The following is a 25,464-nucleotide window of genomic DNA, read 5'->3' as shown; positions in this document are numbered from 1 at the left end:
TCAGGACACCAGGTCGGGGATCGTGCGCGATGCGAACAGTTCGTCGAAGTTCGGCAGTGATCCGAGCTTGTCCCGATTCTTGTTGTCTTGAAACAGAATCCACCCGTACGTCGCCGGGCTGTCCATGGCCAACACGTTGCGTAGGCTCAGCGCCTGCTTGTAGTCGTCGACCCGCTTGGCTGCAATCAGCGCAGCCAACTGTTCGTCGTCGTAGTCGGCCAGAATCTCTTTCGAGTACTTGACCAAGTGCTGGACGAGGGCGAAGTCCTCGGTCAGCACCAGGTTTCGGGCCGCTTTCTGCACTGCTGGATCGTCGGGTCCGGACGCACCCGGCGTGCGGGCGGTGGCGAGTTGTTGCGCGAAGTGAAGCACGGTGTACTCACTGAGCAGCGCATACATCGTCGCCGTATCGGTCTCGCCGTAGGCAGGGACTGCTCCGTTCAGTGCGGGGCGCCCGTCGCGCACTGCGAGTTTGAAGGTGCGGACCTGACGTGCTGCGATGGCGGACGCCAATTCTTCGAGGAGCTCTTTGTGCGACTTCGCAGCCAGGATTGCATCACTGTCCTGGTAGAGCATCAGTGCCTTGGGCATCGCGTAGACGAACGAGTGCTGTTCGACTTCCCAGTTCTCGAGCAGTCGGGTGCCGAGCGCGGATCCCGTTGCCTCCACATGCAGTTCGAGCAGGAGTTGTACTGCGTGGTTGTGGACGGCGGCAAGAGGGTCGGTCGCGGCGGTGATCGAACCCAGCAGTACGGAATCGGTACTTGCTCGCAGTGCCAATTCGCCACGAGGGTCGTACTGGTAGAAGAAGCCACCACTCATGCCGTTGCCGACACCCTTGCCGAACTCGCCGAGATTCACGACAGCACCGTTGGTCATGTACTCGCCGGCGAAGTCTCCGACACCTTCTACGACAGCACTGGCGCCGGAGTTGCGAACTGCGAAGCGATCGCCTGCTTCACCTTCGACGAACACTCGTCCACCGGTGGCGCCGAAGAGCGCGAAGTTGCCGATCAACACGTTTCCACCGGCGTCACTGGAGCCGCCGCCTGGGCTGCGCACGGCAATCACGCCGCCGCTCATGCTCTTTCCTACGCCGTCGTTACATGTCCCGGTGTGTTCCAGGTGCATGCCGTCGTTGCAGAATGCGCCGAACGACAGGCCCGCAGATCCGGTCGTCAGGACGCGCACGCTGCCCGGCGCCAGGTAGCGTCGCCCACGCTCGTCGGTCAGTACTCCCGGAGCGAGAAGGCCGGCCGCTCCGTAGTTGAGTTCGCGTTCGAGGTCGATCGCCAACTGACCACCGACGCTCTTGTTCCGGTTACCCAGGTGCAGTGCACCTTCGGCGAATTCAGGTCCGGACACGGCGACCGAGGCCTCGCCACGGTTGAAGAACACCGTGCGAACCTCGTCCATGATCTTCTCGTCGAGCGCGTACTCACGTTCGAGGTACACAGGATTGTCGATGGTGATGTTCGGAGCGGTCTCGAACACCGCGTCCAGCTTCAGATTGCCGACAATAGACGGGTGATCGAGCAGATGCAGGAGATCCGTTCGACCCCGCGCTTCCTGAAGGGATCGCATTCCCAGATTCGCGAGCAGTTCCCGAGTTTCGTGAGCGATGTTGAGAAGGTACTGCGCCATCGCGCGGGGATCGCCGTCGAACAGTTCCGGGTTGGTGGTCAGACCGGCGGGGCACTTGATGTTGCAGTTCTTGGCCATGACGCAGCCCATCATCATCAGCGCCGACGTACCGAACTCGAAGCTGTCTGCGCCGAGGAGGGCGGAAGTGATGATGTCGCTGCCGGTCTGATGCGCGCCCGAGCATCGCAGAACGACTTTCTGGCGAAGCCCGTTGGCACACAGAGCTTGATGGACCTCTGCGATACCGACCTCGGCCGCACGGCCCGCGTACTTGAGGCTGGTCACCGAAGCGGCGCCGGTGCCACCGGTATTTCCGGCGACGTTGATGACGTCGGCGCCGGCCTTGGCGACACCGACGGCGATGGTGCCGATTCCTTCCGAGGACACCAACTTCACGATCACCCGAATGCGAGCTGCCTTGCAGTCGTGGATGAGCTGAGCGAGGTCCTCGATGGAGTACGTGTCGTGGTGAGGCGGCGGCGAAACCAGTTCGACGCCGGGCGTTCCGCCGCGGGCGGCAGCGATGTCGACGGTGACCTTGGCGGCCGGAAGCTGCCCGCCCTCACCGGGTTTTGCGCCTTGGCCGAGTTTGATCTCGATCTCTTCGAGCATCGGATCGGCGAGGTAGCCCGCCCAGATTCCGAAGCGTCCGGATGCAAACTGCTTGATGCGCGATGCACGAATCGTGTTGTAGCGCGAAAGGTGTTCGCCGCCTTCGCCGCTGTTGGACATCGCATCGACCATGTTCGTGCCGTGCGCGACGGCTTCGTGCGCCGGAGCGTTCAGTGCGCCATGGCTCATGGCACCCGACGCCAACTTCGGGGTGATGTCGCTTGCACTCTGTACCTCGGAGAGAGGTACACCTGCCGGTGCGACCCTCAGCTTGGAAAGGAACTCTGCCGCAATACCGGTTGCATTCAGCACCAGATCCGGGTCGGTGGCCTCGATGGTGACGTCGTCGGCAAAGGCGACGGAAAGAGCATCGCCGAGTGCTACCACCCGAGCGGTGTCGTCGGCCAGTGGACCGTCCAGGCTAAGTGTGTACCGGCCGTCCGCGGCAGATTCACACCGGATTCCACGCATCACGATCGTCTTATTGCCGCGCACCGAGAATCGGCTGATCTGATCGGTGAACTCGGCTGTCGTCACCGCAAATGTGACATCACCGGGCACGGAGATGACATCGCGCAACGCGGCGGGACGACGCGATCGTTCCGCAGCCATGACAGTGGAAAAGTCCCGGTACCCGGCGGTGATGTCGAAGTCGTCGATCTGCTCGGTGGTCAACCGGTCGAAGCTCGTCGCCCGGTATGCCCCGGCGTCGAGGCGGAAGGCGTCGTCGAGCCGTCCGAGCGGCAGTAGACGTAGAGCCTCGAATTGTTCTGTTCCGGAGGGACTGTCGAACGCGATCTTCTCTTCGGTGAGTTCGACGTACTTACGGACCGCGGTGGTACCGAACGAATGCCCTGCGCCGTCTGCACGCTCCTTGAACAGGCCGAGCAGTGGCAGATCCTTCTCGCCCCCGACTGCGCTCGCACGCTCGTGCCACTGCTTCGAGGTCACCGCGACGGTGTCGAAACCGACGCCACCCACCGGTGACTTCATGTTGGGGAACCACTGGCGCAGAACAGGGTCGGACGTATCGAGGAAGTTGGGTTCGAAAAATTCTCCGCCGATGTAGCTTTCGACGGTGCACAGACCGACGCGTCCCATCGTCTTCATCAGGGACTTCTCGGCGGCCTTCGCGAAGCGTCGGAACGCGGCATCCGGGTCAGCGGCGAACTTCTCCTCGGCTCGCAACTGAACGGACAGCGGGTAGACGGCGGAAGCGCCGAAACCGAGTGCGGCCGCAACGTGGTGTGAGGACTCGATCTGGCCGCTCTCGACGATGAGAGAGACGCGCAATCGCAGGCCCGCGTCGATGAGGCGTTGGTTCAATGCTCCGACGACCATGATCGCGGGAAGTGTTGCGCGCTCGTGAGATACGTGGCGGTCGGTCAGGACTGCGATTCCGCCCTGTTCGGCCGCGAAGGCTACAACAGCGTTGCCGAGCGCGGTCATCGCGTCGACCATTGCCTGCGCGTCACCCTCGGCGGGGTAGAGCATTTCGAAGCGGCGGTGCGGAGTGTGGTTCTGTTCGCGGATCTTGAGCATGTCCAGGTGCCCGAGGATCGGCGAGGCGATGACGATCTGCTTGCCCTGTCCGGGGGACATCTTCGCACCCAATGCAACCCTGAGAGTCATACCGTCCGCTTCCCGGATGCTGTCGAGGGGAGGGTTGGTGACCTGGGCGAATCGCTGCGAAAAGTAACGAGCCACGCCGCCTTCGCGGTCGCTGAATGCGTTGATGGCGTTGCCGTAACCCATGGCGGAGACCTTTTCGGCTCCGTGCGTGAGCATCGGATCCATCAGGAATTTGAAACTTTCCTGATCCAGGGAGTACGCCATGTAGCGCTGATGAACCTCGAAGGTGCCGTTGTAGCGGGTCGGGGAGCTGACCTTCTCCGCTGGCACGGTGGGAATGTCTTCGATCAGGATTCGCGATTGCTCCAGCAACGACTGGTAGTCGCGCTGAGCGGCAATCTTTTCCAGAGCTTCGCGGGCAGTGTAGGTATGGCGGTCTCGATGATCGAAGTACAACATTCCGCCGGCCTCGACGCGGCCACGGTGAATCACCGTCTCAGGCGCGAACGCGATCTGTCCGGCTTCGGAGAACGCGCACACGTAGTCGTGCGTCTCGATCGTGCGTAGTGGACGCAGACCGAGGCGATCCAGGCGCGCACCGATGATGGTGCCGTCGCCGAACACCAGCGCTGCCGGTCCGTCGTTCTTCTCCTCGTACAGCGAGAAGTACTCGAACATCGCACGCACTGCGGGGGAGAGGGTGGTGTCGTTTTCCCAGGCAGGCGGCATCATCGAGACCACCGCCGTCACCAGGTCGACACTGTCCTCGATGACGCGTGCTTCCAGGGTCTGATCGAGTCGGCAACTGTCGGACTGGCCGGGCGGGCGGACGATCGCACGTCGTTTTGCACTGGCGACAGCAGCTTCGGAGAGCCGATTCTTCTTGTCCGTGTTCAGTTCTCCGTTGTGAGCCATGAACCGGAACGGCTGCGCCATCGTGGGATGCGGGTCCGTGTTGGTCGAGAACCGCGTGTGGAAGTACATCGTGTGCACGGCGTGATCGGGGTCGACCAGGTCGCGGAAGTACGGGATCACTTCGTCGGAGTTCAAGCGACCCTTGAGAACCTGAGTTCGCGCGCTGAGCGAGAGTGGGTACAACCCGCGTAGTGCAGGCTTGTTGTACGCGATGGCTTCGATGGCGAGCAGAGCTTCGTGCACGAGGCGATCGACTACCGCAGGCTCGGGACGCGGAGTGGGGACCTCGAAAATCCACTGCCTGATCGGAAGCTGATGCGCGATGGCTGCCGGCCGAATCGCCGAGTCATCGACCGGCACGTTGCGCACAGCGAGGGTGGTGAAGCCTCGGTCCAGAAGTTCGCGTTCCACCAGAGCGGCTGCACGAGCATGCTGAGCATCGTCGTCCGGAAGGAAGAAGTTGCCGACGCAGAAGCGGCCGGCGCGGAGATCTGAGCGCCCGGTGACCTTGCGGAAGAACCGGAGGGAGAGGTCAACCGAGACACCGCCGCCGTCGCCGACGCCCTCGGAGGACATACCGCCGCGGTGCGGAACCGAGCAGAGCGCTTCGCGGCCCTTGATCAGGACATCGTGGGTCTGCACGCCGTCCTTGCGCGTGATGAACCCGACCCCGCAACTGCTCTTGTCATCTGCGGGGTCGTACAAACCGACGATGGACGTGCTCACTGCAGCAACCTTCTCCCTGTCCTGGTTGCCCGGAGATTGTTCGACCGGGCAGATACGACGGCATGGTTTCCGTCAGGGCAGGGCGTCGCTGCTTCGATGAAGCGGCACCCGAATGGGATCAGACTACTGAGTAGAGGCTTACCTTAGTCAAGTCTGCTGGGTGTGACTTGGATCCGAGCAGGTCAGAGGGTTGCTTTGTAGGCAAGTGCGTAGGCGATCTTGCCCGGCTTGTCGTCTGTGTACGGCTTCGACAGCTTTGCGAACTCGCCCTTTGACTCCGCTTTGCCGTCGTTCCAGGCCGGCAGGACTCCGAGATCGGTAGCCGTGAATCCGCTGTCGACGACGGCATCACCCGCCAACGCGGTCTGTGCTTTGGTCACCGACTTCACGGTGGCCAGGTAGCTGGAGAGGTCGTCGCGATTCCAGTTGGTGAGGTCGACGGGCGCGGCGTCGCGGACCCACGCACCCCAGTAGAACTCCTGGAACGGAATCGTGCCTGCGGCGAATCCGATGTCGCGGGAGAAGTACATCAAGCTGCGGTACTTGTCGTCGGCGAAGTTGGCCAGGCCGACGCTCTTCGGCAGAGCCTGGACCGGTACCTGGTTTCCGTCGACGTCACGCGACCAGACCCACTTGTTCTTCTCCATCTCGGTCCAGAAGGCACCTTCACTCAAGCCGCTGAGGTTGCCGAGAACCCGCAGTCTCACGTGAAGGTCGGGACCGCCGTCGGCCGTCTCGATGAAGGACGTGAGGGTGTGGTGACCGTCGGTCAGGTAGAGATCGCCGCGGGGTCCGACGACCACGGTCTTCATGGGCGCGATGCTCTCGGCGGTTTCCTGACCCACCGGGAGCTGGCAGGTGAAGGACGACGGGTCCTTCAGTGTCGACGCCGCAGTAGCGGTCGCGGCCTGGATCTGGCCGTTCGCCTCACACCAGTCGTCGAACTTCTTGTTGATCGTGTCTTTTCCGAGCGTGTATCGCCCGAGCTTGTAGTACACCTCGTCGTAGCCGAGGGACGGTTGTGTCGCGTGAACGTCGCCGATGCGCACGTCCAGGAGATCACCTTCCTTGGCGCACAGGTACTCCGATCCGCCGGCGGAGCCTGAGAACGAACCGGTGGAGATTCCGCCACACGCGAGGGGAGCGGCGACAGCGGGAGTGCTGACCAATGTTCCGGCGCCGAGCAGTGCCAGTGTTGTGAGTGCCGAGATGGCGGAACGACGCATGTGGGGATCTCTCCTGATGATGGGTTCACACGTGAAGAAGCTTGCGTCACAATCGCTCAGGGTGGTTTCGGACTTACTGACAACAGACGTCCGCGCGGTGGCTACCACGTGAATTCACGTCGTAACCACCGCGCGGTGAGCCGGTAAGTCGGTCAGCCCTTGTAGTTGTAGAAGCCCTCGCCGACAGCGACGCCGAGCTTGCCCTCGTCGATGTAGTTCTTCTTGATGTAGTCGGCGAATTCGCGCTGCTTCTCGCCGCCCTGGGAGGAGATGTTGTAGACGGTGGTCAACCCGACGACGTCCATGATCTGGAAGGGGCCGAACGGGGCTCCGGTGCCGATACGCCACGTCTTGTCGACCATGTCGGGATCGGCGATGCCGTCGATCAGCAGGTCGGAGGCCGCGTTGAGGAGCGGGACCAGGAGCGAGTTGAGTACGTAGCCCGCCTTCTCCTTCTTGAGTTCGATCGGCACCATGCCGATGTTCTTCGCGAACTCGACGACCTCGCGGTACACGGCGGGGTCGGTGGACTCGGTGCCCATGACCTCGGCAGTGTTGTTGACCCACACGTGATTTGCGAAGTGCAGTGCGAGGAACTTCTCGGGGCGGCCGGTGAACTCCTTGAGATCGCTCGGCAGCAGCGTCGAGGAGTTGGTAGCGAACACCGTGTGCTCAGGAGCAACCGTGGCAAGCTTCTCGTAGGTGTCGCGCTTGATGGCGATGTCCTCGGGAATTGCCTCGATGACCAGGTCGGCCTTGGCGACGGCTTCGCCTAGATCGTACGAGTACGTAATGCGTTGCAGCGCTTCGTCAGCCTTGCCTTCCTTGGCACCCTCGACGTTCTCGGCCTTGTAGGCCGCGGCCAACGAGTCGAACCGAGCCTTGGCCTTTTCGATGACCTCGGCGTTGATGTCGTACGCGACGACGTCGAAGCCGTGATAGGCGGTCTGATAGGCGATCTGTGAGCCGAGAACTCCGGTACCCAGAACGGTGATCTGCTTCAGTTCAGTCATTTTCGATCCTCAATCCTATTCGGTGGGTAGTCCGGCAAGCGTCAATCGGACCTGTGCGGCAACGATGTTCGTGAGTTCGTCAGCCGTGATCCGGTCCAATGCCGCGCGGGCTATTTCGAAGTGCAGCACGTTGGAAATCGTTCGCGCTGCAGTGGTGGTTCGGGTGGTGTGGTTGGGGTGTGCCTCGTGCAAGATTTGCGCAATCCGCGTTTGCAGGCGCTGCGAGAGTTCCAGGCCTTCGGCCCGGAAACACTCGCTGGGCTCACCGAACAACACCTCGCGTTGGTAGATGCCGGTGTTCTCGTCGTTTCGGCGACTTGCGATCAGCAGGGGTGAAACCAGCTCGAGCACACGATCTTCTGTGCCGGTCGACTTGGCTTCACGCTCTTCTCCCAATTCGATCTGCTTGCGGTATTCCGCGTTGTACACCATGAGCAGCAACTCGGCTTTGCTTGCGGCGTAACGAAAGAGAGTGCCGCCGGCTACATCGGCGCGGTCGGCAATTTCTTGAGTTGTGACTGCGCTGTAGCCCTTTTCCGCGAACAGTTCGGCAGCGGCGTCGAAGATGCGTGTCTGCTTCTCGAGTTTGTTGCGTTCGCGACGGCCCAGCTCTTGGTCCGGCTTCGTCATCCCGCTCACCTCGTTCCATTTCGGATCACGCTCATAAATGAGTCTACTCCGAAATATCGGGAGGGTGGAGTCTCCTCCGTCACATCACCGCAGTCCGCTGACCCAACCGGCGAACACGTCTGAGAACACGTCCGCTTCGCACGCATGCGCCGATTCGGGGTAGGCACATTCGGGGTATCCGGCGACGACGGTGGCAAGTTCGGCATTGCAACACTGCGCCAAGAGGCCGCGCAGGAGGTCCGCGGCCGACCAGCCGGCGATGGATGCTGCTGGGATGCCCTCTTCCTCGTACACCTTCACCAGATCGGCGTGCCTCCAGGACAATTCCTCGGCCACCAATGCATCGGGGTTGAAAGACATGGCGCGGTCGAGTGATCCGCGCAGAAGTGAGTGCGGATCGTCCTCGCCGCGAAGCCTGGTCGCGAGGTCCGCCGGCGCCTTCTGCATGACGAACATCCAAGGTTTGCCGTCGGGAAAGACTCCACCGAAGCCTGCCACGTTGAACGGTAAGTGGCTACTGAGAAAATCGGTCTCCACGTCGACGTGTTGATCGTCGCCCAGATGAATGAAGTGGCCGGAGGCAATCTCCTCGCCGATTGCCGGCTCAGCCCATGTGTTGTTCCACAGATCGGTCATCCGACTGCCTTCGGGAAAATCGAGAACCTCGAAGAGAAAACCCATGTCTCTACAACTCCCCGTCGAAGTGGGTGGTTACTCCACCGGTCAGTCGAGAAACCGTCTGCGCCGAGGTCGCGAGGACGACTCGGCTTGTCTCGAAGGTCATCTCGTCGCGTTCGGTGTCCTCCGATTCGGGATCCTCGGCGAGTGAGAAGTCGAGTTCCACCTCTCGATCGGTGCTGGAACAGACCGAGATCATCAGCCCGAGTCGTTCGTCGGTGAACGCCGGAAGCGATTTCTCGGGATGGAAGTCTGCGGCCGCGTGAAAGAAGAACGCCGCCAACCGTTCGACGAATCCGTCGTCCGTATGTCGGCTGAGATACTGATTGAAGCGGTCGGGGCTGAGCAGTCCGACGTCGAAAACGAGTGTGGGCACGTCGGATTCGAAGACAGTGGCGGGAACCGCATGACTGCGAAGGAAGACTGCGGCGCCGCCGTATCCCGGCAACCTGAACCCATCACGCATCTGGTGTACTCCCGTCGCAGTGGTGTCCTGTCCACGCTAGGCCATTGCTCGGCCGCGTGCTGCCTACTCGAGTAGGCAGCTTGATGGAAGAATCACCGCCTATGACTGCTGTCCTGTACCCGCCCGTCGAACCGTACGAGTCCGGTCTGTTGGAAGTGTCGGATGGTCAGAGTCTGTACTGGGAGACAGTCGGCAATCCTGCGGGTATTCCTGTTCTCTATCTCCACGGCGGTCCAGGTGCGGGATGCACTGTCGGTGCCAGGCGCTTCTTCGATCCCGCAGCCTTTCGCGCAGTTCTGTTCGATCAACGGGGCTGTGGGCGCAGTCTTCCGCGAGCGAGCAGTCCGGACGTCGATCTGACCGTGAACACCACGGCGCACATCCTCGACGATATCGAGCGTCTTCGTGAGCATCTCGGTATCGAGCGATGGATCGTCACGGGACTTTCCTGGGGCGTGAGTTTGGGTCTGGTGTACGCGCAGGCGTTTCCCGCGCGGGTGCAAGCGATGGCCCTGGGCGCGATCACCGGCGGGACGAGGGTCGAAATCGAGTGGATCACCCGTGCCATGGGCCGGGTATTTCCGCGTGAATGGGAAGAGTTCGTGGCGCCGTTGCCGGTGGACGAGCGTGACGGAAACCTCCCCGCGGCGTACGCGCGACTGCTTGCCGATCCGGATCCTGTTGTGCGCGAGAATGCCGCGTTGCAGTGGTGCCGTTGGGAAGACGTGCACGTGTCGCTGATGCCGGGGTGGACTCCGAGTGTTCGATACCAGAATCCGGACTTCCGCCGGGTGATGACCAGGCTGGTTACGCATTACTGGGGTAACGACTGCTTCCTGGCGCCGAATCAGATATTGGACGGAATGGACCGTCTCGCTGAGATTCCCGCGATTCTCGTGCACGGACGGTATGACATTTCCGGGCCACTCGACACTGCCTGGGCGATCCACCGGCGTTGGCCGGGTAGTGAGTTGGTGGTACTCGACGGCGCCGGGCATGGCGGCAGCGGATTCAACGAGGCAATCGTGGAAGCGCTGAATTCACTGGCTCATTCGGCCTGATCGAGTGCCCCGGCGCGGGCCGCAGCGAGCGCGCCGGCAGCAGCACGATCGGCAACCGACTGGTCGACGGGTAGATCGGCGACCAGCAGGCGATAGTAGATGGGTGCGGCGACGGCCGCCAGAAGATCAGCGGCCGAGACCTTCTCGGAGATCTCCCCGCGCTCGACTGCTCGGCGAACGACGATGTCTGCCAGTTCGTAACGTGCGGAATAGAACTCGCGCTTGAGTCTCGCGACCTCGGGCGTGCGGACCGCGTCGGAGAACAGTGCAGCCACCAACGCGCCGCCCGACTCGCTGGTCACCAGTGCGACTATCGATCTGGCCATCTCGCGCAGGTCGGATTCGATGGAACCGGTATCCGGGATGGGGACGGTGGTTGCCGATACCTCGATCGCCGCGTCGGCCACCAACTGGGACAGCGTGCTCCACCGCCGGTAGATCGTGGTCTTGTGGACTCCGGAGCGGGCGGCTATGTCCTCGATAGTCATCGCCGCGAATCCGCGTTCGGACAATTCGGCCGCCGTGGCTGCCAGGACGGCCTCGCGCACCCTGGCACTACGCCCTCCGGGCCGTTGTGGTGTCGAAGTCATGAGCCAACCTTATCGCAACAAGGTGTTGTGTTAGCTGGAGGCACGTGGTTCACTGAGCTAATGCAACTGATCGTTGCATTAGAGATGAATTGAGGGGTGTTTTCCCATGTCATACGAATTTCCTGTCGATCACCGAGGCCTCTTCGAAGAGCGCACAGGACAGTTTCTGAGCTTCGGGCTCCCCGTCTCGGATCTCGAGGAACTGCGCGCGTCCATCCACTCGACCTGGGCCGACGCGCCGGGTGGTTGGTCGTACGAGTGGTCGGCGTTGGCAGCAAAGTACTCCGCGGCCGGCAATCATTCACTCGCGGCGATGATCTACGGAATCGCCAAGTTCCCCGTCCTGGCCAACGATTCGCGGCGCCGGGCCCTGCAGAATCAGGTGGACGAATACGTCAAGGCAGCACCGGGATTCGGGCTCGAGTTCGAGCGTCGAATCCTGTCCCTGCCCTACCGAAACGGCGAGATCGAGCTACCGGTACACATTCTCTCCGTGGACGGAAGGTACGAAGACGCACCCGCCCTGTTGCTCAGCGGCGGCGTCGACGGCTGGAAGATGGACATGCATCCGTTGGTCAGTGCGTTCGCGAAGAACGCCGGAGTGACTGTTGTCGCTTTCGACCAGCCGGGAACTGGTGAATCACCGGTTCCTCTCGACGCTTTCGGTGACGAGGTGATCGACGGACTGGTGGCGACGGCTCGCGCCCTCGGCAATGGCCAGGTGGCACACCTGGGAGTCTCCTTCGGTGGCAACTTCGCCGTGCGGTCGGGGTTGACCGGCGCCGTCGATGCGGTGATCAACATCGGCGCCCCGGTCAAGGGCGCGTTCGAGACCGCGAACGCGGAGCGCCTGGTCTACGGCATGGGTGACATCGTCGGAAACGCACTGGGTTTCGATGCCCCGGCAACCAAAGAGGCGCTGGTACAGGGTCTGGGTGCTTTCGATCGCAGTGTCTTGATGACCGCAGACGACGGCCGGACCCCGATGCTTGTGGTCAACGGGGCCGACGACGTTCACATTCCGCTCTCGGACACCACTCTCTTCGAGGAGCGCCCGAACACGCAGGTACACGTCATCCCGGATGCGGGGCACTGCGCAGTGACCAAGCTGCCCGAGTTGACGCCGATGATGATCGACTGGCTACGAGATGCCCTGTCAGGAACCGCTCCACGAACCGGTCGATGATCCGCCGCCGAAGCTGGCAAAACGATACGTCGCAAGAACGGCTTTGTGATCGGTCGGCCACGGCGTCGGCGAAGCGATGAAGTTGTCCTGGGAGTTCTCTTCCACTCTTTGGTTGTGCACGATCGTCTTTCGCGGGCCGATGATCCCGACGGATCCCAGCTTCAGGTCCGAAGCGCGATCGGCGAAGATGTAGTCGATCCGATCGCGTTCGTCTGCCTCGGGTGCTCAGGTGAGCTGTGAGGTGTCGACGTAGGGATTGTCGGACGGCCAGGTGAAGCCCGGGTGTGTGGCCGGGTTCGGGTACTTACTGCGGTAAGCGTCGACGAATCCGGCTTGGTCGAGCAGGCGGGTGGATTCCCAAGGAACGACTACACCGTTGTGGTCGAACAGATTTCGCGTGCCGTCGGTCCAATCCAGGGCCGACGGTTCGTTGAAATCGCCACCGAGGATGACGGATCTGCCCTTGGCCCGTTCTTTTGCCGCATCGTCGACGAACGTCGAAATTGCCTTGGGTCGTCCCGAATTGATGTTCACGCGCTGAACCGCCTCGGGGTCCGTGACCGGACCGGACGGCATCTTGTTCCAGCCGAACTCGGAGAACTCTCCGGGCTTGGGAACACCCGCGCCGTATCCGCGCGGTAGATACGTCGCGTAGGACGTGTAGGCCAGATGTGCCGAGTAGGCGGCGATTTGTTTGCCGTCGACCGTCACGACTGCCTTGATCATCGAGTTCAGGTCGGCTGTTTCCTCGATCGGAAGCTTGGAGAGAATCCCCACGTCGGAGGACGCTGCTCCGTAGAAGGTGGTTCCTGATTTGGTCAGCATGTCCGCCAATGCAGTTGTCGCAGTGCCGGCTTCCGACAGGAGAACTATCGACGCCTGTGTCGAGATGATCATGTCGGCGATCAGCTGCAGGCCACCGTTGATCTTGGTTCCGCCGTGCCAGGTGTTGAGGGAGAGCACTTTGATCTCCTGCGCGGGGCTCGCCCCCGCGACGGAGGTATTGGCACCCAATGTAAATGCGCTCGCGGTGACTGTGCCCGCGGCTACCGCCATCGCCTTGACCATCTGGCGGCGCGTCAATCCATTCATCAAATCCCGGCTCTCGTTGTCGTGTGCTCGAACCCCCGGAAGATGATTACCATCGCTACCTAAACGGACAGTTAACCAATTGTAAAATGGCAGATTTCCACAGAACGCCGTGCGGGCAATAGTCTTCTGATCGTGGTACTCAGTGAGCGTTTCCCCGGTAACAAGACCTTCGCGAAGGTTCGTGTCCTGCCGCCGGTGGTGAAGCTGCTCCTCCTCTCGATGGTGCTGTTCAACATCGGGTTCTATCTGGTTGTCCCCTTTCTGGCGGTGCACCTTTCGGAGGACCTCGGATTTGCGGCCTGGATTGTCGGCCTCGTCCTCGGATTGCGGATGTTCAGTCAGCAGGGCATGTTCTTCATCGGTGGAAGCCTCGCCGACAGGTTCGGCAAGCGTCCGATCATCCTGCTGGGCATAGCCGTTCGTGTAGTCGGTTTTCTGATGCTCGGTCTGGCAGAAAGCATGAGCGCCGTGATCGTCGGCGTGCTCCTGGTCGGCTTTGCTGCCGCGCTCTTCGCGCCCGCAGTGGAGTCGGCCAACGCGGAGTACGGACGCGAACTCGAGTCCGCCGGAGTTATGCGTCGTACCGATTTGTTTGCAGTGGAACAGATGTGCAGCCGCCTGGGAACCGTGATCGGTCCGGCGCTGGGAGCTGCTCTCCTGATGTTTCCGTTCTCGTGGACGGCGTCGAGCGCCGCGTTGCTCTTCGCGATCATGTGGGTCGGGTTCTTCATCTGGTTCCCCCGACCGGGCGATGCCCACGACGGCCCGGTGTCGACCTATACGCTGCGCGACGTCTGGCGAAGTGTCCTGACCAACAACAACTTTCTGCTCTTCGCGACGCTCTGCAGTTTTCAGCTGGTTGCGTACAGCCAGCTGTACCTGATGCTTCCGGAACAGCTCGAGCGCGGAATCGGTTCGCAGTCGGCGCTGGGATGGTTCTACGTGGGCGCGGCGGTGTTGGTGATCGTCGGGCAGGGACCGACGGTCGCGGTTGCCCACCGCATCGGGCATCGGCGCGCGATCACCTTCGGGCTTGTGCTCATTTCGGTGTCGTTCCTGGTTCCGCTGGTCACCGGCGTCGACTCCGCAGCTTCGGCGTCGACGCAGATAGTCGGTCTGGCGGTGTGGATCGGGCTGCTGCACCTGGGACAGATGTTGATGGTGCCGCCGATGCGAGACACCATCGCGATCCTCGGTCGTGAAAGCAACCTCGGAGCGCACTTCGGCATGCTCAACACGATCGGCGGTCTGCTCGCGCTCCTGGGAACCGTGGGAGTCGGATTCGTGTACGACCTCGTCGACAACGGCCACGCAGCGCCGGCGTCACCATGGGTGATCGTTGCGCTCTGCGTGGCCGTGTCGGCTGTGGTGTTGTGGGTGTGGTCAGGCCGAACGAAAGTTATCGACCAGCGATCGTCTGATTGATCTTTGCGACGAAATCTTCCAGCACAAACGGAATGGTGAGTGGGTTCGGCATGGACACCGCGTCACTGACGATGGGGTCCAAGCTGATCAGGCCTCCGGTCTCGACCACGTTCAGATTGGTGAACGCCGGCTGCGACTCCATCTCGGCGCGAGCCTTCTCGTAGTTGTCGAAGAGCAGGTAGTCGCACTCAAGGAGGTCGTAGTTCTCGGCGGAGATCTCGTAGTTCAGCTTGCCCGCGAACCGATCCTTCAGTGCGGCAGGCGCCGTGAATCCCAATTGCGTGAGCAGCTGAGCCCGCGCTGCCTCGGGGCTGAACGCTCGCAGATTTCCGTCGCTCCAGCGAATGACGAGAGCTGCTGTCTTGCCTTCGAACTGGGGGTTCTCCGCGCGGGTGCGAACGATGAGGTCTTCGACTTCCTGGACCTCCTTCTTTGCCTGCGCGGGAACGCCCACAGCCGTACCGATGCGGGTCGTGACTTCCTGCCAGGGCAGAACCCAATCCGTCTGATCGGCGGCGTGCAGCACCGTCGGCGCGATGGCGCTGAGCTGCTTGTACAGATCCTCGTCGATCGCGTTGTTGACGGCGATGATCAGGTCAGGCGCTGCAGCCACGATCGTTTCGATGTCGAAATCGGTGGTGGCGTTGGCCAATGGCGTCGGCTCGGCGCCCTGGACTGCGGAGTCGGCCCAGACGCCGATTCCGTCGTCGGTCGATCCCTTCCACACCGGGACCAGGACGGGCGTCAGCCCGAGGGAAAGCAAAACGTCCGCGTCGCCGATACCGACCGCTGCGATGCGGCTGGGTGCCTGCTCGATGGTGGTGGAGCCGAACTTGTGGTCGATCGTCACCGGGAAGGCGTTGACCTCGGCGTGAGCACCTTCGGTGCCGGGAGTGGATTCGTCTTTCGCACTGTCGCCGCAGGCAGCAAGGGCGAAACCGGCTGCTGTTGCGAAAGTGACGGACAGCATGGCACGGCGGCTCAACATAGGGTTCACGGCAACCTCGGGTTTCATGGTTATGGGACCCTAACCATAGTGGAGTTGCTGTGTCGGCAGTGTTTGTTAACCTCCGCCCATGACGGCGGTTCTCGACTACACATCAGCAGGATCGTTCACCCGCATCGACGGGGTGGACATGCTCGCCCTCGAGTCGCTCCCCACCGACCCCATGCAAATATGCCGGGTAGTGCCGTACCTGGTGGTCCAACCCACCGATGCTCAGTCGCTGAATCTGCCTGCCGACCGATTCGACGAAAACCAGATCCGGCCGGCAAGCGTTCTGCTTCAACGCCTGCTTGCGCTCGATCCGGCACCGGTGACCTCCGCCCGAGAACCCGACAAGCGGCTCGTCGGAACCTGTCGGCACTTTGCTGTTTTGAGTTGTGCGTTTCTGCGCTATCGCGGAATTGCCGCTCGCGTCCGCTGTGGTTTTGCCACCTACTTTCAACCGGGACAGGGCGTGGACCACTGGATCACCGAGTACTGGGACGACGCCGGCAAGCGGTGGATCCGCATCGATTCGGAGATCCTCGGACAAAACGTCCTTCCTCACGCCCATGATCTGCAGCCGGGAGAATTCCTCAGTGGTGGTGAGGCGTGGCTGGCGTATCGACGCGGCGTGATCGACGGGTCCCAGTTCGGGGTGTACGGCACCGAGAACTGGGGGCCGGCCGAGATCCGCGGCAACGCAGTGAAGGATCTTGCCGCGATGAACAAGGTCGAAACTCTGCCGTGGGACGAGTGGGGTCGTATGACGGACGCCTACGACGGAAAGACAGGCGCCGACTACGACCTACTGTTGGACGATGTCGCCGCGGTGTGCGCCGCCGACGATCCCGTTGCCGTGCGAGCACTGTACGAGCACGATGACTTGCGCGTGCCGGACAAGCTGATTCGTTTCTGAGATGCTGGTGCGATGAATCCGGAGCATCGCCAACTCGATTACGGACTTCGATTCGACTGGGGGTTGCGCGGCGCCGAAGCGATTGCTGCCGGCGTCGATGTGGCAGTGGTGGTAGACGTTCTCTCGTTCACGACGACGCTGAGCGTTGCCGCCGACGCGGGAATCGACGTACTTCCCTTTTCCTGGAATGACGAGAGTGCGGTCGACTACGCGCGTGATGCCGATGCGGTTCTGGCTGTACGGCGAAGTGTGGCCAGAGAGGGTCAGATCAGTCTGTCTCCCAAGACGATTCGCGAGACCGAGGCGCCAAGTCGGCTGGTGCTGCCGTCTCCGAACGGGTCGACTATCGCGTTTGCGTTGGCGTCCGAGGTTGCGGTGTGTGTCGGCGCTTCCTTGAGGAACGCTTATGCCGTCGCGGATTGGATTGTGCACGAACATGGTCCGGGATCGCGGGTTGCGATAGTCGCATCCGGGGAGAAGTGGCCCGGTGGAGAGTTGCGCCCGGCGGTGGAGGATCTGTGGGGTGCCGGTGCGGTTGTCACGGCGCTGACCGCTGCTGGTTGGGACGGCCACGTATCGCCCGAGGCTCGGATGGCGGCGGATGCGTGGGCGGCGGTGGCGGATTCGTACGAGGACCGCCTGCGGGACTGTGCCTCAGGACGTGAGTTGATCGCCATGGGGTTTCCACAAGACGTCGCCATCGCCTCGGAACTCGACGACAGCGACACCGTACCTGTTCTCGAAGATCGTGTGTTTCGAGGTCAGCGCACCGGGCGTCGGTTGAACAAACTCCGTGCCCAGAGGTAGGAGAGGAAGGTGATTGCGACGCACCATCCGATCGCGAGTATCGCGTTGTTTCCGATGGCTTCGCCGAGAAGAAGTCCTCGAAGAGTCTCGATGATCGGAGTGAACGGCTGATACTCGGCGAACCATCGCAACACGGTCGGCATCGAGTCGGTGGGGACAAAGCCGCTTCCCAGGAACGGCAAGAGGATCAACACCATTGGAAGGTTGCTGGCCGTCTCGACACTCTTGCTGACGAGGCCGAAGGCGACCGACAACCAGATCATGGCGATGGAGACCAGGACGAGGAGTGCAAACGTCGCGGCCCACTCCACGAAGCCTGCAGTGGGCCGGAAGCCGACGGCTATCGCTACGGCGATGACGACAACGAGGCTCACGATCGTCTGAAGGAGGCTGCCGAGAACGTGACCGGTCAGGACGGACGTGCGCGTGATCGCCATCGTTCGGAATCGTGCAATGATCCCGGCGGTCATATCGGTTGCGACGGAGATGGCAGTACCTTGTGCCGCTGATGCCACGGTCATCAGAATAATCGCCGGTGCAACGTAATTGACATACTCGGCTCGGCCGCCACCGCCGGGGCCGAGGCCGTTCCCGAGCGTTCCGCCGAGCACGTAGACGAACAGCAGTAGGAAAACGACTGGCATTCCGACGAGCATCACCGTCATCGACGGATATCGAAGGATGTGTCGAATGCTGCGACGCAGCATGGTTTTCGAGTCCTGATAGGCAAGCGTCATGGTGGTCATCGCGCGTCGGTCCTTTCGGTGGCGGTCAGAGTCAGGAACACGTCGTCCAGGTCGGGTGTGTGCACGGAGAGTTCCTTGACGTCGATCGAGTGAGCGTCGAGTTGGTCGAGAAGAGAGCGCAGCGAGCGGACACCCCCGTCGCTGGGGACCTGGAGGACGTAGGCGGCATCATCACGTGATGATTCGTCGAAAACAGCTGCAGCAGAATCGAGCTGATCTCGGTCGAAGAAGTGAAGACGAATGTGGCCGCCGGGGATGTGCCGTTTGAGTTCCGCTGCCGTACCTTGGGCGACGATCCGTCCCTGATCGAGGACGGCGATGTGGTCGGCCAGTTGATCAGCTTCCTCGAGGTACTGGGTCGTGAGGAAGATGGTGACACCGCCCTCGACCAACTCCCGGATGATCTGCCACATGGTGCGTCGGCTTCGGGGGTCGAGGCCGGTGGTGGGCTCGTCCAGGAAGATGATCTCCGGTCGTCCGATCAACGTCATTGCCAGGTCGAGCCGTCGACGCATGCCGCCCGAGTAGGTCGACGCCAGCTTGTCCGCGGAGTCGATCAGATCGAACTTCTTCAGGAGTTCTTCAGTGCGCGTTCGACGTTCGTCCTTGCCGAGATGGTGCAGGTCGGCCATGAGGAGAAGGTTTTCCTCACCGGACAGATAGTCGTCGACCGCTGAGAACTGCCCGGTGACGCCGATGCGCGAACGCACCGCGTCGGGATCGTCGGAAGGGTTGTACCCGGCGATGCGGATGTTGCCGCCGTCTGCCGGAACGAGGGTCGAGAGAATTTCCACGATGGTGGTCTTGCCGGCGCCGTTGGGGCCGAGGAGCGCAAAGACGGTTCCGCGGTCGACGGAGATGTCGATTCCGTCCAGTACCGTCTTGTCGTCGTAGGCCTTCTTCAGGCCCGTCGCGGTGATGGCTGGTTTACGGGACATCAGCGTTCCTTTCGCTAGATCTTCTTGTTGGATTCTTCTCGGGGCTCCGAACGTCGAATGACGATGTCGCCGTAACTGGTGTGTGCCCGGACGTCTACCCGGCGTTCAGTGGAAGCCGGACCGTGCGTGGCATTCATCTGGTTGTCGACGCGGCCGAAGGACGTATGAGCGTCGAATCGTGCGGCGGTTCCGGATCGAACGCCGATATGGATTCGCCCGGCGGCCGTCTTGGCGGATACGACTCCACTCTCGATGGTCTCGAAACGGATGTCGCCGTTGGCGGTTGCGGCGCTCGCGTCGGATTCGGCGTGCTCGACGGCGACACTGCCGTTGGCGGTCTTCGCCTTCAGTGCGCCGGTGATCGTGCCGATGTTGATGTCGCCGTTGGAGTTCTTGACCTCCGCGTTGCCGTCGACGCGGCCGATGCGGATGCTTCCGGACCCGGTGCTCGTGTCGATGTCACCGGCCACGTGCTCGACGATGATCGCGCCGGCCCCGGTGCTGACGTTGAGCGGCCCGGTGGTTTCCAGTGTGCAATCGCCCGCGGAAACCTTCACCCGTGATCGTCCGAGAGTGCCTTCGCTACGGAGGCTGGCAACTGCAGCAGTGCCTTCGAGTTCCGAGCCGGAGGGAAGCTGAACGGAGATGTCCACAGATCCTGCCTTCCCGAAGATGCCGAGGCCGCGCTGTTTCGGAGTCTTGATCTGCAGCCGGCCACCTGCGAATTCGACGCGCGTTTGTTCGGCGACTCGAACGTCGACCTCGCGAGACGAGTTGCTGGGCAACACTTCCACGACAGTGTCGTTGCGGCTGCTCGCCGTGATCCGGATGTGTGCGACTGCCACGTCGAAGTTCAAGGTGATGGGGTCAGGTGTGCTGAATGTAGGCATGGTGATACTCCCGATGAGGTTGTCTCGGTTGATGAAAGAGGGTGGCGCGAAAGATGAAGCCGGTGTCAGTGCACCCAGCCGCTGAAGCTTTCGGAACCTTGGGACGTGCGCTGTCTCGGAGTGCTTCTGTTCGCGCCGCCTTCCAGAGCCGTTGCAGCCGAGCGAACCAGCCACGCGTTGACGGAGATACCGGCTTCCCGGGCCGCCGCCTCGATCCGGTCTTTGAGGTCTTGCCCCAGCCGCAGGTTGATTCGAGTCATCGAGGCGTCGTCGGACTCCGTGACGGGGCGCGGTGCCGGAGTCGGGTCCTCTTCGACGGGGGCTGGAACCGGTTCACTGATGGCTGGTGCCACCACGAATTCGGGTTCGCGTCCCCGCAGGCGCAGGTCCACCGAACCCGGGGCGAGGTCACGCGTGATCTCGGCGGCTGCCGCAGACAATGCGTCGAGAAGGGTGAGTCGCACTGCTGATTCCAGCGGTGCGGTCAAACGATCGGCGAGTGCCTTTGCGTCTTCTCCGCCTGCTTCGGCCGCCACCGCGAGTTCGTGGCGAAGGTTGTCTACGTACGGTGTCAAGTCCATGGCATCACTATGGCACCACTTTGGTGCCACCGCAATAGTTTGGTGGCACATTCGTGTGAATTTGGTGAGAATTGCCAGGTCATCGGGGTGGCCGGCGATTCGGTTCGCGGCAGGCTGGCACACTCGTAAGGGTGAGTCCTGCCGAATCGAACCGCCGACGCCGCATCGTGCTCTGGATTGCCGGGGTGCTCGGCGTCGTGATCGTGGTTGGGGTGGTGGTCGTCGCGGTCGCACCATCGCGGTACCTGCCCTGGGACACGGCTGAGTTCCCGGCGGTGGACGCGAGTGCGCTCACGTCGGATCAAGGTCGGGTGCTCGAGCTACTGCAATCCGAGCATGAGCAGGACCGTCCGGGCACCTTCTATTCCGACGGCATCGACGAAGAGTGGTGCGCCGACTTTGTCAGCTGGATCATGAGGGAAGCGGGTCGACCGTTGTCCAACCCGAACTCCGGAAGTTGGCGCATCCCGGGGGTGTACACCTTGCAGGAGTATTACCAAGGGATCGGCGCGTACGCCGAGAACGGCAGCGGGTACACCCCGAATGTGGGTGATGTGGTGATCTACGACAGTTCGAGATGGGTCGGTCAGCACACCAACATCGTTGTGGCAGTGGACGGCAACTCTGCGGTCACGGTTGGCGGCAACGAGTTCGGCAAGGTGCGGGTTCATGATCTGGACTGGCAATCCGACTCTGCCGTCGTGGGATTCGGAAAACTTCACCCCTGATCGTTGCTCTTCGGAGACAAGGCGAACCACCGCGCCGACGCACGTGCCTCGTCGCCTGCGTCGATGTGCAGCGTGTTCGTGCCGGTTCGCACGCTCACCTGCTCACCTCTCTTGATGGGCTGGGTGTACTCGAGGATCGCGCGAAAGGGCCCGCTTCGTAATCTGTCGGGCAGCGCATCTTCCACGGGCTGCCAGTAGATTGCGTTGTTCACGTGATCGAAGGGGTCGAAATCGCTCGAGCGCAACGGGAACGGCGTATCCGCTGACGGCGTCGTGTCCGGGGTCGGGTCGATCCACCGACGCCAGTGAAGATGCTGGTCCACGGCCGTCGATGCCAGGGCGGCGGTGAACTTCTCACTGATGGATGCCGGCATTCCCGTCTTCGGGTCGATGTTGATCCAGAACGCCTCGGTTTCGATCAACCCGCCGCCATCGGATCTGATGCGAACTCGCATCGAACACCACTTGTTCGACAGGCCTGAACACCAGCGCTGCAGATGAACTCGATCCGGCCAGACGACCGGTTCGAGTACATCGATCACCGTTCTTCGTACCATCCACAGCGGGTGTGTATCCATGGCGCCGCGGTCGACGAGATTGTCGAAGCCCGCGTCTTGGAGGTAGCGCGCGATCGCGTCGAGGCGCAGTTGTTTGTCGGTGTGGATGTCACCCGTACGCACTGGCCACGAGGCCTGAAAGATGCTTCCGGTTGTCGGTAGTTCGGCCATCGCTACGTGGTCGTCGACTTTTGTACGGTTCATCGGATGTGGGCTCCCGGTGTTCGCTTGGTTGGGTGGCTTCACGCTTGCGTTACCCGATGGTGGGATCTTGAACCATCGGAGTTCATCGTTTTCTGAATCCAGTTTTCGATGTACTGTCGCACGTATGGATATCGAGGGCGTAGATGTGGTGACCAACGTGGCGGTGCTTGCGAGGTTCGGGCATGCACTGTCCGACGAGACTCGGACACGGATACTGCTCGAACTGAAGACCGCACCGCGGTATCCGTCCGACCTCGCTGAAACGCTGGCTGTGACCAGGCAGAAGCTGTCCAACCATCTGGCGTGCCTGCGCGGTTGTGGCTTGGTGGTGGCCGTCCCGGAAGGGCGCCGGACCAGATACGAACTCGCCGATGTACATATCGGTCGGGCCCTCGACGACCTGCTCGGGGTCGTACTCGCGGTGGATCCGTCGTACTGCCCGGACAGCGAATCAGAGGGGTGCTGCTGATGGTTGCGCCCGTTGACGGTGTCGGGCTCTCGACTGACCGGCGTGCGCTCTTGTCGAGAAGAATTCGCATCTTCGTGGCGATCACGATCAGCTACAACGTCGTCGAAGCGATCATCGCGCTGGCGGAGGGCACACGGGTGTCGTCCGCAGCACTGTTCGGTTTCGGCCTTGATTCGGTGATCGAAGTGTCCTCGGCGGCAGCTGTTGCCTGGCAGTTCTCGGCGCCGGATCCGACGAGCCGTGAGAAGACGGCACTGCGAGTGATCGCATTCTCGTTCTTCGGGCTCGCTGCGTACGTCTCGTTCGACGCGATTCGGTCGCTGTTCGGTCTGGGGGAAGCTCAGCACACGAGCGTCGGAATACTCTTGGCTGCGGTGAGTTTGGCGATCATGCCGGCCCTGTCCTATGCGCAACGCCGAGCCGGTCGGGAGTTGGGTTCGCTGTCGGCGGTCGCGGATTCGAAGCAGACGCTGCTCTGCACTTACCTCTCTGCTGTCTTGTTGGTCGGTTTGCTGCTCAACTCGCTGCTCGGCTGGTCGTGGGCGGATCCGATTGCGGCACTGGTCATCGCCGTCATCGCGGTGAAAGAAGGCATCAACGCGTGGAAGGGTGATCCGTGCTGCCCGGTTGTGGCTGTGCCCGAGAGCGGTGACGAGTGCGACTGCTGCTGAGTGAACACAGGTTTTGTCGAGTGAGCACTCCCTGCGGTGCGTCAGAGCGGGTGTTCACTCGATGAAAGGCGTGCCGACTTCTGCGCGGCCCTTGATGTGCGCGGCGCGTTGCTCGAGAAGGCGCCGCCGATACGGGCCGACAGCCAACCTCAGTGCCAGGTGTCCGAGCACTCCGAAGGGGGCCGTAACCGTGAAGCGGTCATGCATCCGCGTCCACCCACCCGGCTGAACGTCGAAGACGTGCCGGAGAGCGATGACGAGTGCGACTACTGCTGAGTGGGCACAGGTTCAGCTGAGTGAACACCCCCACAAGTACGCCACAGCCTGTGTTCAGTCGAGGAAAAGGGTGTCAGGCCTGGTTTGCGATCCCGGCAAACGGGTACGGGTCGGTGACCTGCGGTTCATCCGCGACGGGTGATGTTTTCGCCTTCCAGCCCCTCGAGACTGAGTAAGGGAAGTGCATTCTGTCGAAAGGAACGCTGATGACTGCTCCACCGCGGGAACCCGCGAATCACCCTGTCCGGCAGGGTTTCGCGGTAGGTACGACGTTTGCAGCAGCAATTCTGCTGCTCACCGCAGGCATTGTCGCTCTGCTTCAGGGCATCGCGGCCGTTGCCGACAACAATCTGTTTGTCGTGGGTATCAACTACACGTACAAGTTCGACATCACGACGTGGGGTTGGATCCACATCATCTTGGGCATCATCGGGATCGTGGTGGCCCTCGGCCTCTTCACCGGTGCAGTGTGGGCCAGGGCGGCGGCAATCGTCATTGCGTCGCTCTCGATCATCGCCAACTTCTTGTGGATGCCGTATTACCCACTGTGGTCGATCCTGGTCATCGCGCTCGATGTCGTTGTGATCTGGGCGGTCGTGACCTGGGACAGGGACAGAGTCTAGGCACCGAACAACCCGAGAGCAGTTGGTCCCGACCGAGTCGACTCGGTCGGGACCATCGCTCGTGCGTGGGACATTTCGACAGGGTGTGGCTCGGATCAGTCTGGGAGTCGACGCATTTCGGCGACGGTCAGGCCGAGGGAATCGAGACGGGCCATGATGCTCCGCATAGCCGTGTGGTCCGCGACGGGTCCGTACAAACTGGTGAACCCGCCGGCCGCACTGGCGACACTGAGTTCAGGAAATGCGGCCTTGACGCGGTCCGACACTTCGCCGTCGATGAGGAATTGATACCGAGTGGGAGCATTCATCAGTATCCGCTCCATTTCGTAGGGCCATGAGGTTCGAGAAGGCAGCGCTCCGAGCCTCGAAATCGCATGTCGTCAAGTGCAATCGGCGTCGCTGCCCGATCCAGGACTCCGCATCCGTGGGATCCAGTCTTACTCCCGTACGCGCTCGGGGCGTCATCCCCTACGGGTGAATGTCGTCGCGGGTCCGTTCATCCCTTTTGTGTGAGGCTCCGTAGAGTCGCCACCCCTAGTGTCGACCGGGAGAGAGAAGAGGTCGGCATGGGATCTGTCATCGGGGATCTGTTACCCCTCGCGGTCGGCGTTGCGGTATCGCCGATCCCGATCATCGCGGCAATCTTGATGTTGTTGTCCAAGCGTGCCGGCAGCACGAGCGTCGGGTTCGCGCTGGGCTGGATACTGGGAATCGTCGTCGCCACCGTGATCTTCGTGCTTCTGTCCAGCAAGCTCGGTGACTCCGAAGGTGATCCGTCAGCGACAGTGTCGTGGATCAAGCTGGCGTTGGGTGTATTGCTTCTTGCGTTCGGAGTCAAGCAATGGCGCGGACGCGGAGGCGAGCACGAAACCCCGAAGTGGATGCACGCCATCGATGACATGACCGCTGTCAAAGGCCTCGGCTTGGGCTTCGCTCTGGCTGCGATCAATCCGAAGAATCTGATGATGTGTATCGCGGCCGGAATCTCGATCGGATCCGCGTCATTGGGTTCCGGAGAAGTTGTTGTCGCCATTCTGGTTTTCACGATCATCGCGGCCTGCACAGTGTGCGTGCCCGTGATCGGCTACCTCGTTGCCGCGGAGCGACTGCGTGGTCCGCTGGCCAAGCTGAAGGTGTGGTTGCAGGAAAACAACGCCACGGTGATGAGTGTGTTGATCCTGGTTATCGGTGTTGTTCTCATCGGCAAGGGCATCGGCGGTCTCTGACAACTGGA

Annotated in this window: 26 protein-coding genes; 10 read left to right on the top strand and 16 right to left on the bottom strand. The window is 61.8% G+C overall.

Annotated features, from left to right (window positions below; genetic code table 11):
- The 6 genes from AOT96_RS08600 to AOT96_RS08575 all read right to left on the bottom strand — a co-directional run bounded on the left by AOT96_RS08600 (window position 1) and on the right by AOT96_RS08575 (window position 9,482).
- The gene (locus AOT96_RS08600) at window positions 1-5,469 is read right to left on the bottom strand and encodes a glutamate synthase-related protein (RefSeq protein ID WP_065351578.1); all 5,469 of its coding nucleotides are present in this window, start codon (window positions 5,467-5,469) and stop codon (window positions 1-3) included.
- Between the two features lie 182 nt (window positions 5,470-5,651).
- Window positions 5,652-6,695, bottom strand: a complete 1,044-nt coding sequence (locus AOT96_RS08595) for a ParB/Srx family N-terminal domain-containing protein (RefSeq protein WP_065351577.1) — start codon at window positions 6,693-6,695, stop codon at window positions 5,652-5,654.
- Window positions 6,696-6,847: 152 nt separating this feature from the next.
- Complete coding sequence (locus AOT96_RS08590) at window positions 6,848-7,708, bottom strand: 3-hydroxyacyl-CoA dehydrogenase (RefSeq protein WP_030536170.1); 861 nt, start codon at window positions 7,706-7,708, stop codon at window positions 6,848-6,850.
- A 15-nt stretch (window positions 7,709-7,723) separates the two neighbouring features.
- A complete protein-coding gene (locus tag AOT96_RS08585) occupies window positions 7,724-8,338 on the bottom strand; it encodes a TetR/AcrR family transcriptional regulator (protein WP_030536169.1) in 615 nt (204 codons plus the stop codon).
- 84 nt (window positions 8,339-8,422) lie between these two features.
- Window positions 8,423-9,019, bottom strand: coding sequence for a hypothetical protein (locus AOT96_RS08580; RefSeq protein WP_054826945.1), 597 nt, complete (start codon window positions 9,017-9,019; stop codon window positions 8,423-8,425).
- 4 nt (window positions 9,020-9,023) lie between these two features.
- Window positions 9,024-9,482 carry a hypothetical protein gene (locus AOT96_RS08575; protein ID WP_003942982.1) on the bottom strand — a complete coding sequence of 153 codons (459 nt, stop codon included), beginning with the start codon at window positions 9,480-9,482 and terminating at the stop codon, window positions 9,024-9,026.
- A 101-nt stretch (window positions 9,483-9,583) separates the two neighbouring features.
- Between AOT96_RS08575 and pip the strand changes: the two genes are divergently transcribed.
- Entirely contained in the window at window positions 9,584-10,543 is a 960-nt protein-coding gene (pip, locus tag AOT96_RS08570; RefSeq protein WP_065351576.1) for a prolyl aminopeptidase, read from the top strand.
- On the opposite strand, the gene AOT96_RS08565 is transcribed toward pip, so the two are convergent.
- A complete protein-coding gene (locus AOT96_RS08565) occupies window positions 10,531-11,133 on the bottom strand; it encodes a TetR/AcrR family transcriptional regulator (protein ID WP_003942861.1) in 603 nt (200 codons plus the stop codon). The two genes, pip and AOT96_RS08565, sit on opposite strands and share 13 nt — an antisense overlap.
- Before the next feature lie 106 nt (window positions 11,134-11,239).
- Between AOT96_RS08565 and AOT96_RS08560 the strand changes: the two genes are divergently transcribed.
- Entirely contained in the window at window positions 11,240-12,319 is a 1,080-nt protein-coding gene (locus AOT96_RS08560) for an alpha/beta fold hydrolase (RefSeq protein ID WP_065351575.1), read from the top strand.
- Between the two features lie 225 nt (window positions 12,320-12,544).
- Here AOT96_RS08560 and AOT96_RS08555 read toward each other — a convergent pair whose 3' ends face one another.
- Window positions 12,545-13,411, bottom strand: coding sequence for an endonuclease/exonuclease/phosphatase family protein (locus AOT96_RS08555; RefSeq protein WP_231917412.1), 867 nt, complete (start codon window positions 13,409-13,411; stop codon window positions 12,545-12,547).
- A 132-nt stretch (window positions 13,412-13,543) separates the two neighbouring features.
- Here AOT96_RS08555 and AOT96_RS08550 point away from each other — a divergent pair, with 132 nt between their 5' ends.
- On the top strand, window positions 13,544-14,836 hold the full coding sequence (locus AOT96_RS08550; protein WP_007730351.1) for an MFS transporter: 1,293 nt from the start codon (window positions 13,544-13,546) through the stop codon (window positions 14,834-14,836).
- On the opposite strand, the gene AOT96_RS08545 is transcribed toward AOT96_RS08550, so the two are convergent.
- Window positions 14,811-15,824, bottom strand: a complete 1,014-nt coding sequence (locus AOT96_RS08545; protein ID WP_231917411.1) for an ABC transporter substrate-binding protein — start codon at window positions 15,822-15,824, stop codon at window positions 14,811-14,813. The two genes, AOT96_RS08550 and AOT96_RS08545, sit on opposite strands and share 26 nt — an antisense overlap.
- 88 nt (window positions 15,825-15,912) lie before the next feature.
- Here AOT96_RS08545 and AOT96_RS08540 point away from each other — a divergent pair, with 88 nt between their 5' ends.
- Together AOT96_RS08540 and AOT96_RS08535 are read left to right on the top strand one after the other, a co-directional pair.
- Window positions 15,913-16,740 carry a transglutaminase domain-containing protein gene (locus tag AOT96_RS08540; RefSeq protein WP_065351574.1) on the top strand — a complete coding sequence of 276 codons (828 nt, stop codon included), beginning with the start codon at window positions 15,913-15,915 and terminating at the stop codon, window positions 16,738-16,740.
- A 12-nt stretch (window positions 16,741-16,752) separates the two neighbouring features.
- On the top strand, window positions 16,753-17,547 hold the full coding sequence (locus AOT96_RS08535; protein ID WP_065351573.1) for a 2-phosphosulfolactate phosphatase: 795 nt from the start codon (window positions 16,753-16,755) through the stop codon (window positions 17,545-17,547).
- Here the strand turns inward: AOT96_RS08535 and AOT96_RS08530 are convergent.
- The 4 genes from AOT96_RS08530 to AOT96_RS08515 form a co-directional block, all read right to left on the bottom strand.
- The gene (locus AOT96_RS08530; RefSeq protein WP_054780764.1) at window positions 17,502-18,293 is read right to left on the bottom strand and encodes an ABC transporter permease; all 792 of its coding nucleotides are present in this window, start codon (window positions 18,291-18,293) and stop codon (window positions 17,502-17,504) included. The two genes, AOT96_RS08535 and AOT96_RS08530, sit on opposite strands and share 46 nt — an antisense overlap.
- Window positions 18,290-19,231 carry a daunorubicin resistance protein DrrA family ABC transporter ATP-binding protein gene (locus tag AOT96_RS08525; protein ID WP_007730361.1) on the bottom strand — a complete coding sequence of 314 codons (942 nt, stop codon included), beginning with the start codon at window positions 19,229-19,231 and terminating at the stop codon, window positions 18,290-18,292. Before AOT96_RS08525 ends, AOT96_RS08530 begins: the two co-directional genes overlap by 4 nt.
- Window positions 19,232-19,245: 14 nt before the next feature.
- Window positions 19,246-20,121: a DUF4097 family beta strand repeat-containing protein gene (locus tag AOT96_RS08520; protein ID WP_064075053.1), complete on the bottom strand. Its 876-nt coding sequence runs from the start codon at window positions 20,119-20,121 to the stop codon at window positions 19,246-19,248.
- A gap of 65 nt (window positions 20,122-20,186) precedes the next feature.
- Window positions 20,187-20,702: a toxin-antitoxin system HicB family antitoxin gene (locus tag AOT96_RS08515; protein ID WP_007730367.1), complete on the bottom strand. Its 516-nt coding sequence runs from the start codon at window positions 20,700-20,702 to the stop codon at window positions 20,187-20,189.
- A 131-nt stretch (window positions 20,703-20,833) separates the two neighbouring features.
- On the opposite strand from AOT96_RS08515, the gene AOT96_RS08510 reads away from it, so the two are divergent.
- On the top strand, window positions 20,834-21,430 hold the full coding sequence (locus AOT96_RS08510; protein WP_064075052.1) for a CHAP domain-containing protein: 597 nt from the start codon (window positions 20,834-20,836) through the stop codon (window positions 21,428-21,430).
- Here AOT96_RS08510 and AOT96_RS08505 read toward each other — a convergent pair.
- Complete coding sequence (locus AOT96_RS08505) at window positions 21,421-22,191, bottom strand: acyl-[acyl-carrier-protein] thioesterase (protein ID WP_003943026.1); 771 nt, start codon at window positions 22,189-22,191, stop codon at window positions 21,421-21,423. The genes AOT96_RS08510 and AOT96_RS08505 overlap by 10 nt on opposite strands.
- Before the next feature lie 124 nt (window positions 22,192-22,315).
- Between AOT96_RS08505 and AOT96_RS08500 the strand changes: the two genes are divergently transcribed.
- A complete protein-coding gene (locus tag AOT96_RS08500) occupies window positions 22,316-22,660 on the top strand; it encodes an ArsR/SmtB family transcription factor (RefSeq protein ID WP_007730375.1) in 345 nt (114 codons plus the stop codon).
- Window positions 22,660-23,331, top strand: a complete 672-nt coding sequence (locus AOT96_RS08495; RefSeq protein WP_230587528.1) for a cation transporter — start codon at window positions 22,660-22,662, stop codon at window positions 23,329-23,331. The genes AOT96_RS08500 and AOT96_RS08495 overlap by 1 nt, the downstream gene beginning before the upstream one ends.
- A gap of 54 nt (window positions 23,332-23,385) precedes the next feature.
- Here AOT96_RS08495 and AOT96_RS08490 read toward each other — a convergent pair whose 3' ends face one another.
- Entirely contained in the window at window positions 23,386-23,538 is a 153-nt protein-coding gene (locus AOT96_RS08490) for a cyclase/dehydrase (RefSeq protein WP_065351572.1), read from the bottom strand.
- 275 nt (window positions 23,539-23,813) lie between these two features.
- Between AOT96_RS08490 and AOT96_RS08485 the strand changes: the two genes are divergently transcribed.
- The gene (locus tag AOT96_RS08485; RefSeq protein ID WP_065351571.1) at window positions 23,814-24,230 is read left to right on the top strand and encodes a DUF7144 family membrane protein; all 417 of its coding nucleotides are present in this window, start codon (window positions 23,814-23,816) and stop codon (window positions 24,228-24,230) included.
- A 95-nt stretch (window positions 24,231-24,325) separates the two neighbouring features.
- Here the strand turns inward: AOT96_RS08485 and AOT96_RS08480 are convergent, their stop codons facing one another.
- Window positions 24,326-24,538 (bottom strand): hypothetical protein, encoded by a 213-nt coding sequence (locus AOT96_RS08480; RefSeq protein ID WP_003943015.1) that lies wholly within the window; start codon window positions 24,536-24,538, stop codon window positions 24,326-24,328.
- Window positions 24,539-24,796: 258 nt separating this feature from the next.
- Here AOT96_RS08480 and AOT96_RS08475 point away from each other — a divergent pair, with 258 nt between their 5' ends.
- On the top strand, window positions 24,797-25,456 hold the full coding sequence (locus tag AOT96_RS08475; RefSeq protein ID WP_007730384.1) for a GAP family protein: 660 nt from the start codon (window positions 24,797-24,799) through the stop codon (window positions 25,454-25,456).
- Window positions 25,457-25,464: the final 8 nt, after the last annotated feature.

The organism is Rhodococcus sp. 008 (genome assembly GCF_001682295.1).
Classification (GTDB): Bacteria; Actinomycetota; Actinomycetes; order Mycobacteriales; family Mycobacteriaceae; genus Rhodococcus_F; species Rhodococcus_F qingshengii.
The sequence above is the reverse complement of the archived record's forward strand: the minus strand, read 5'-3'. Positions and strand labels throughout refer to the sequence as shown.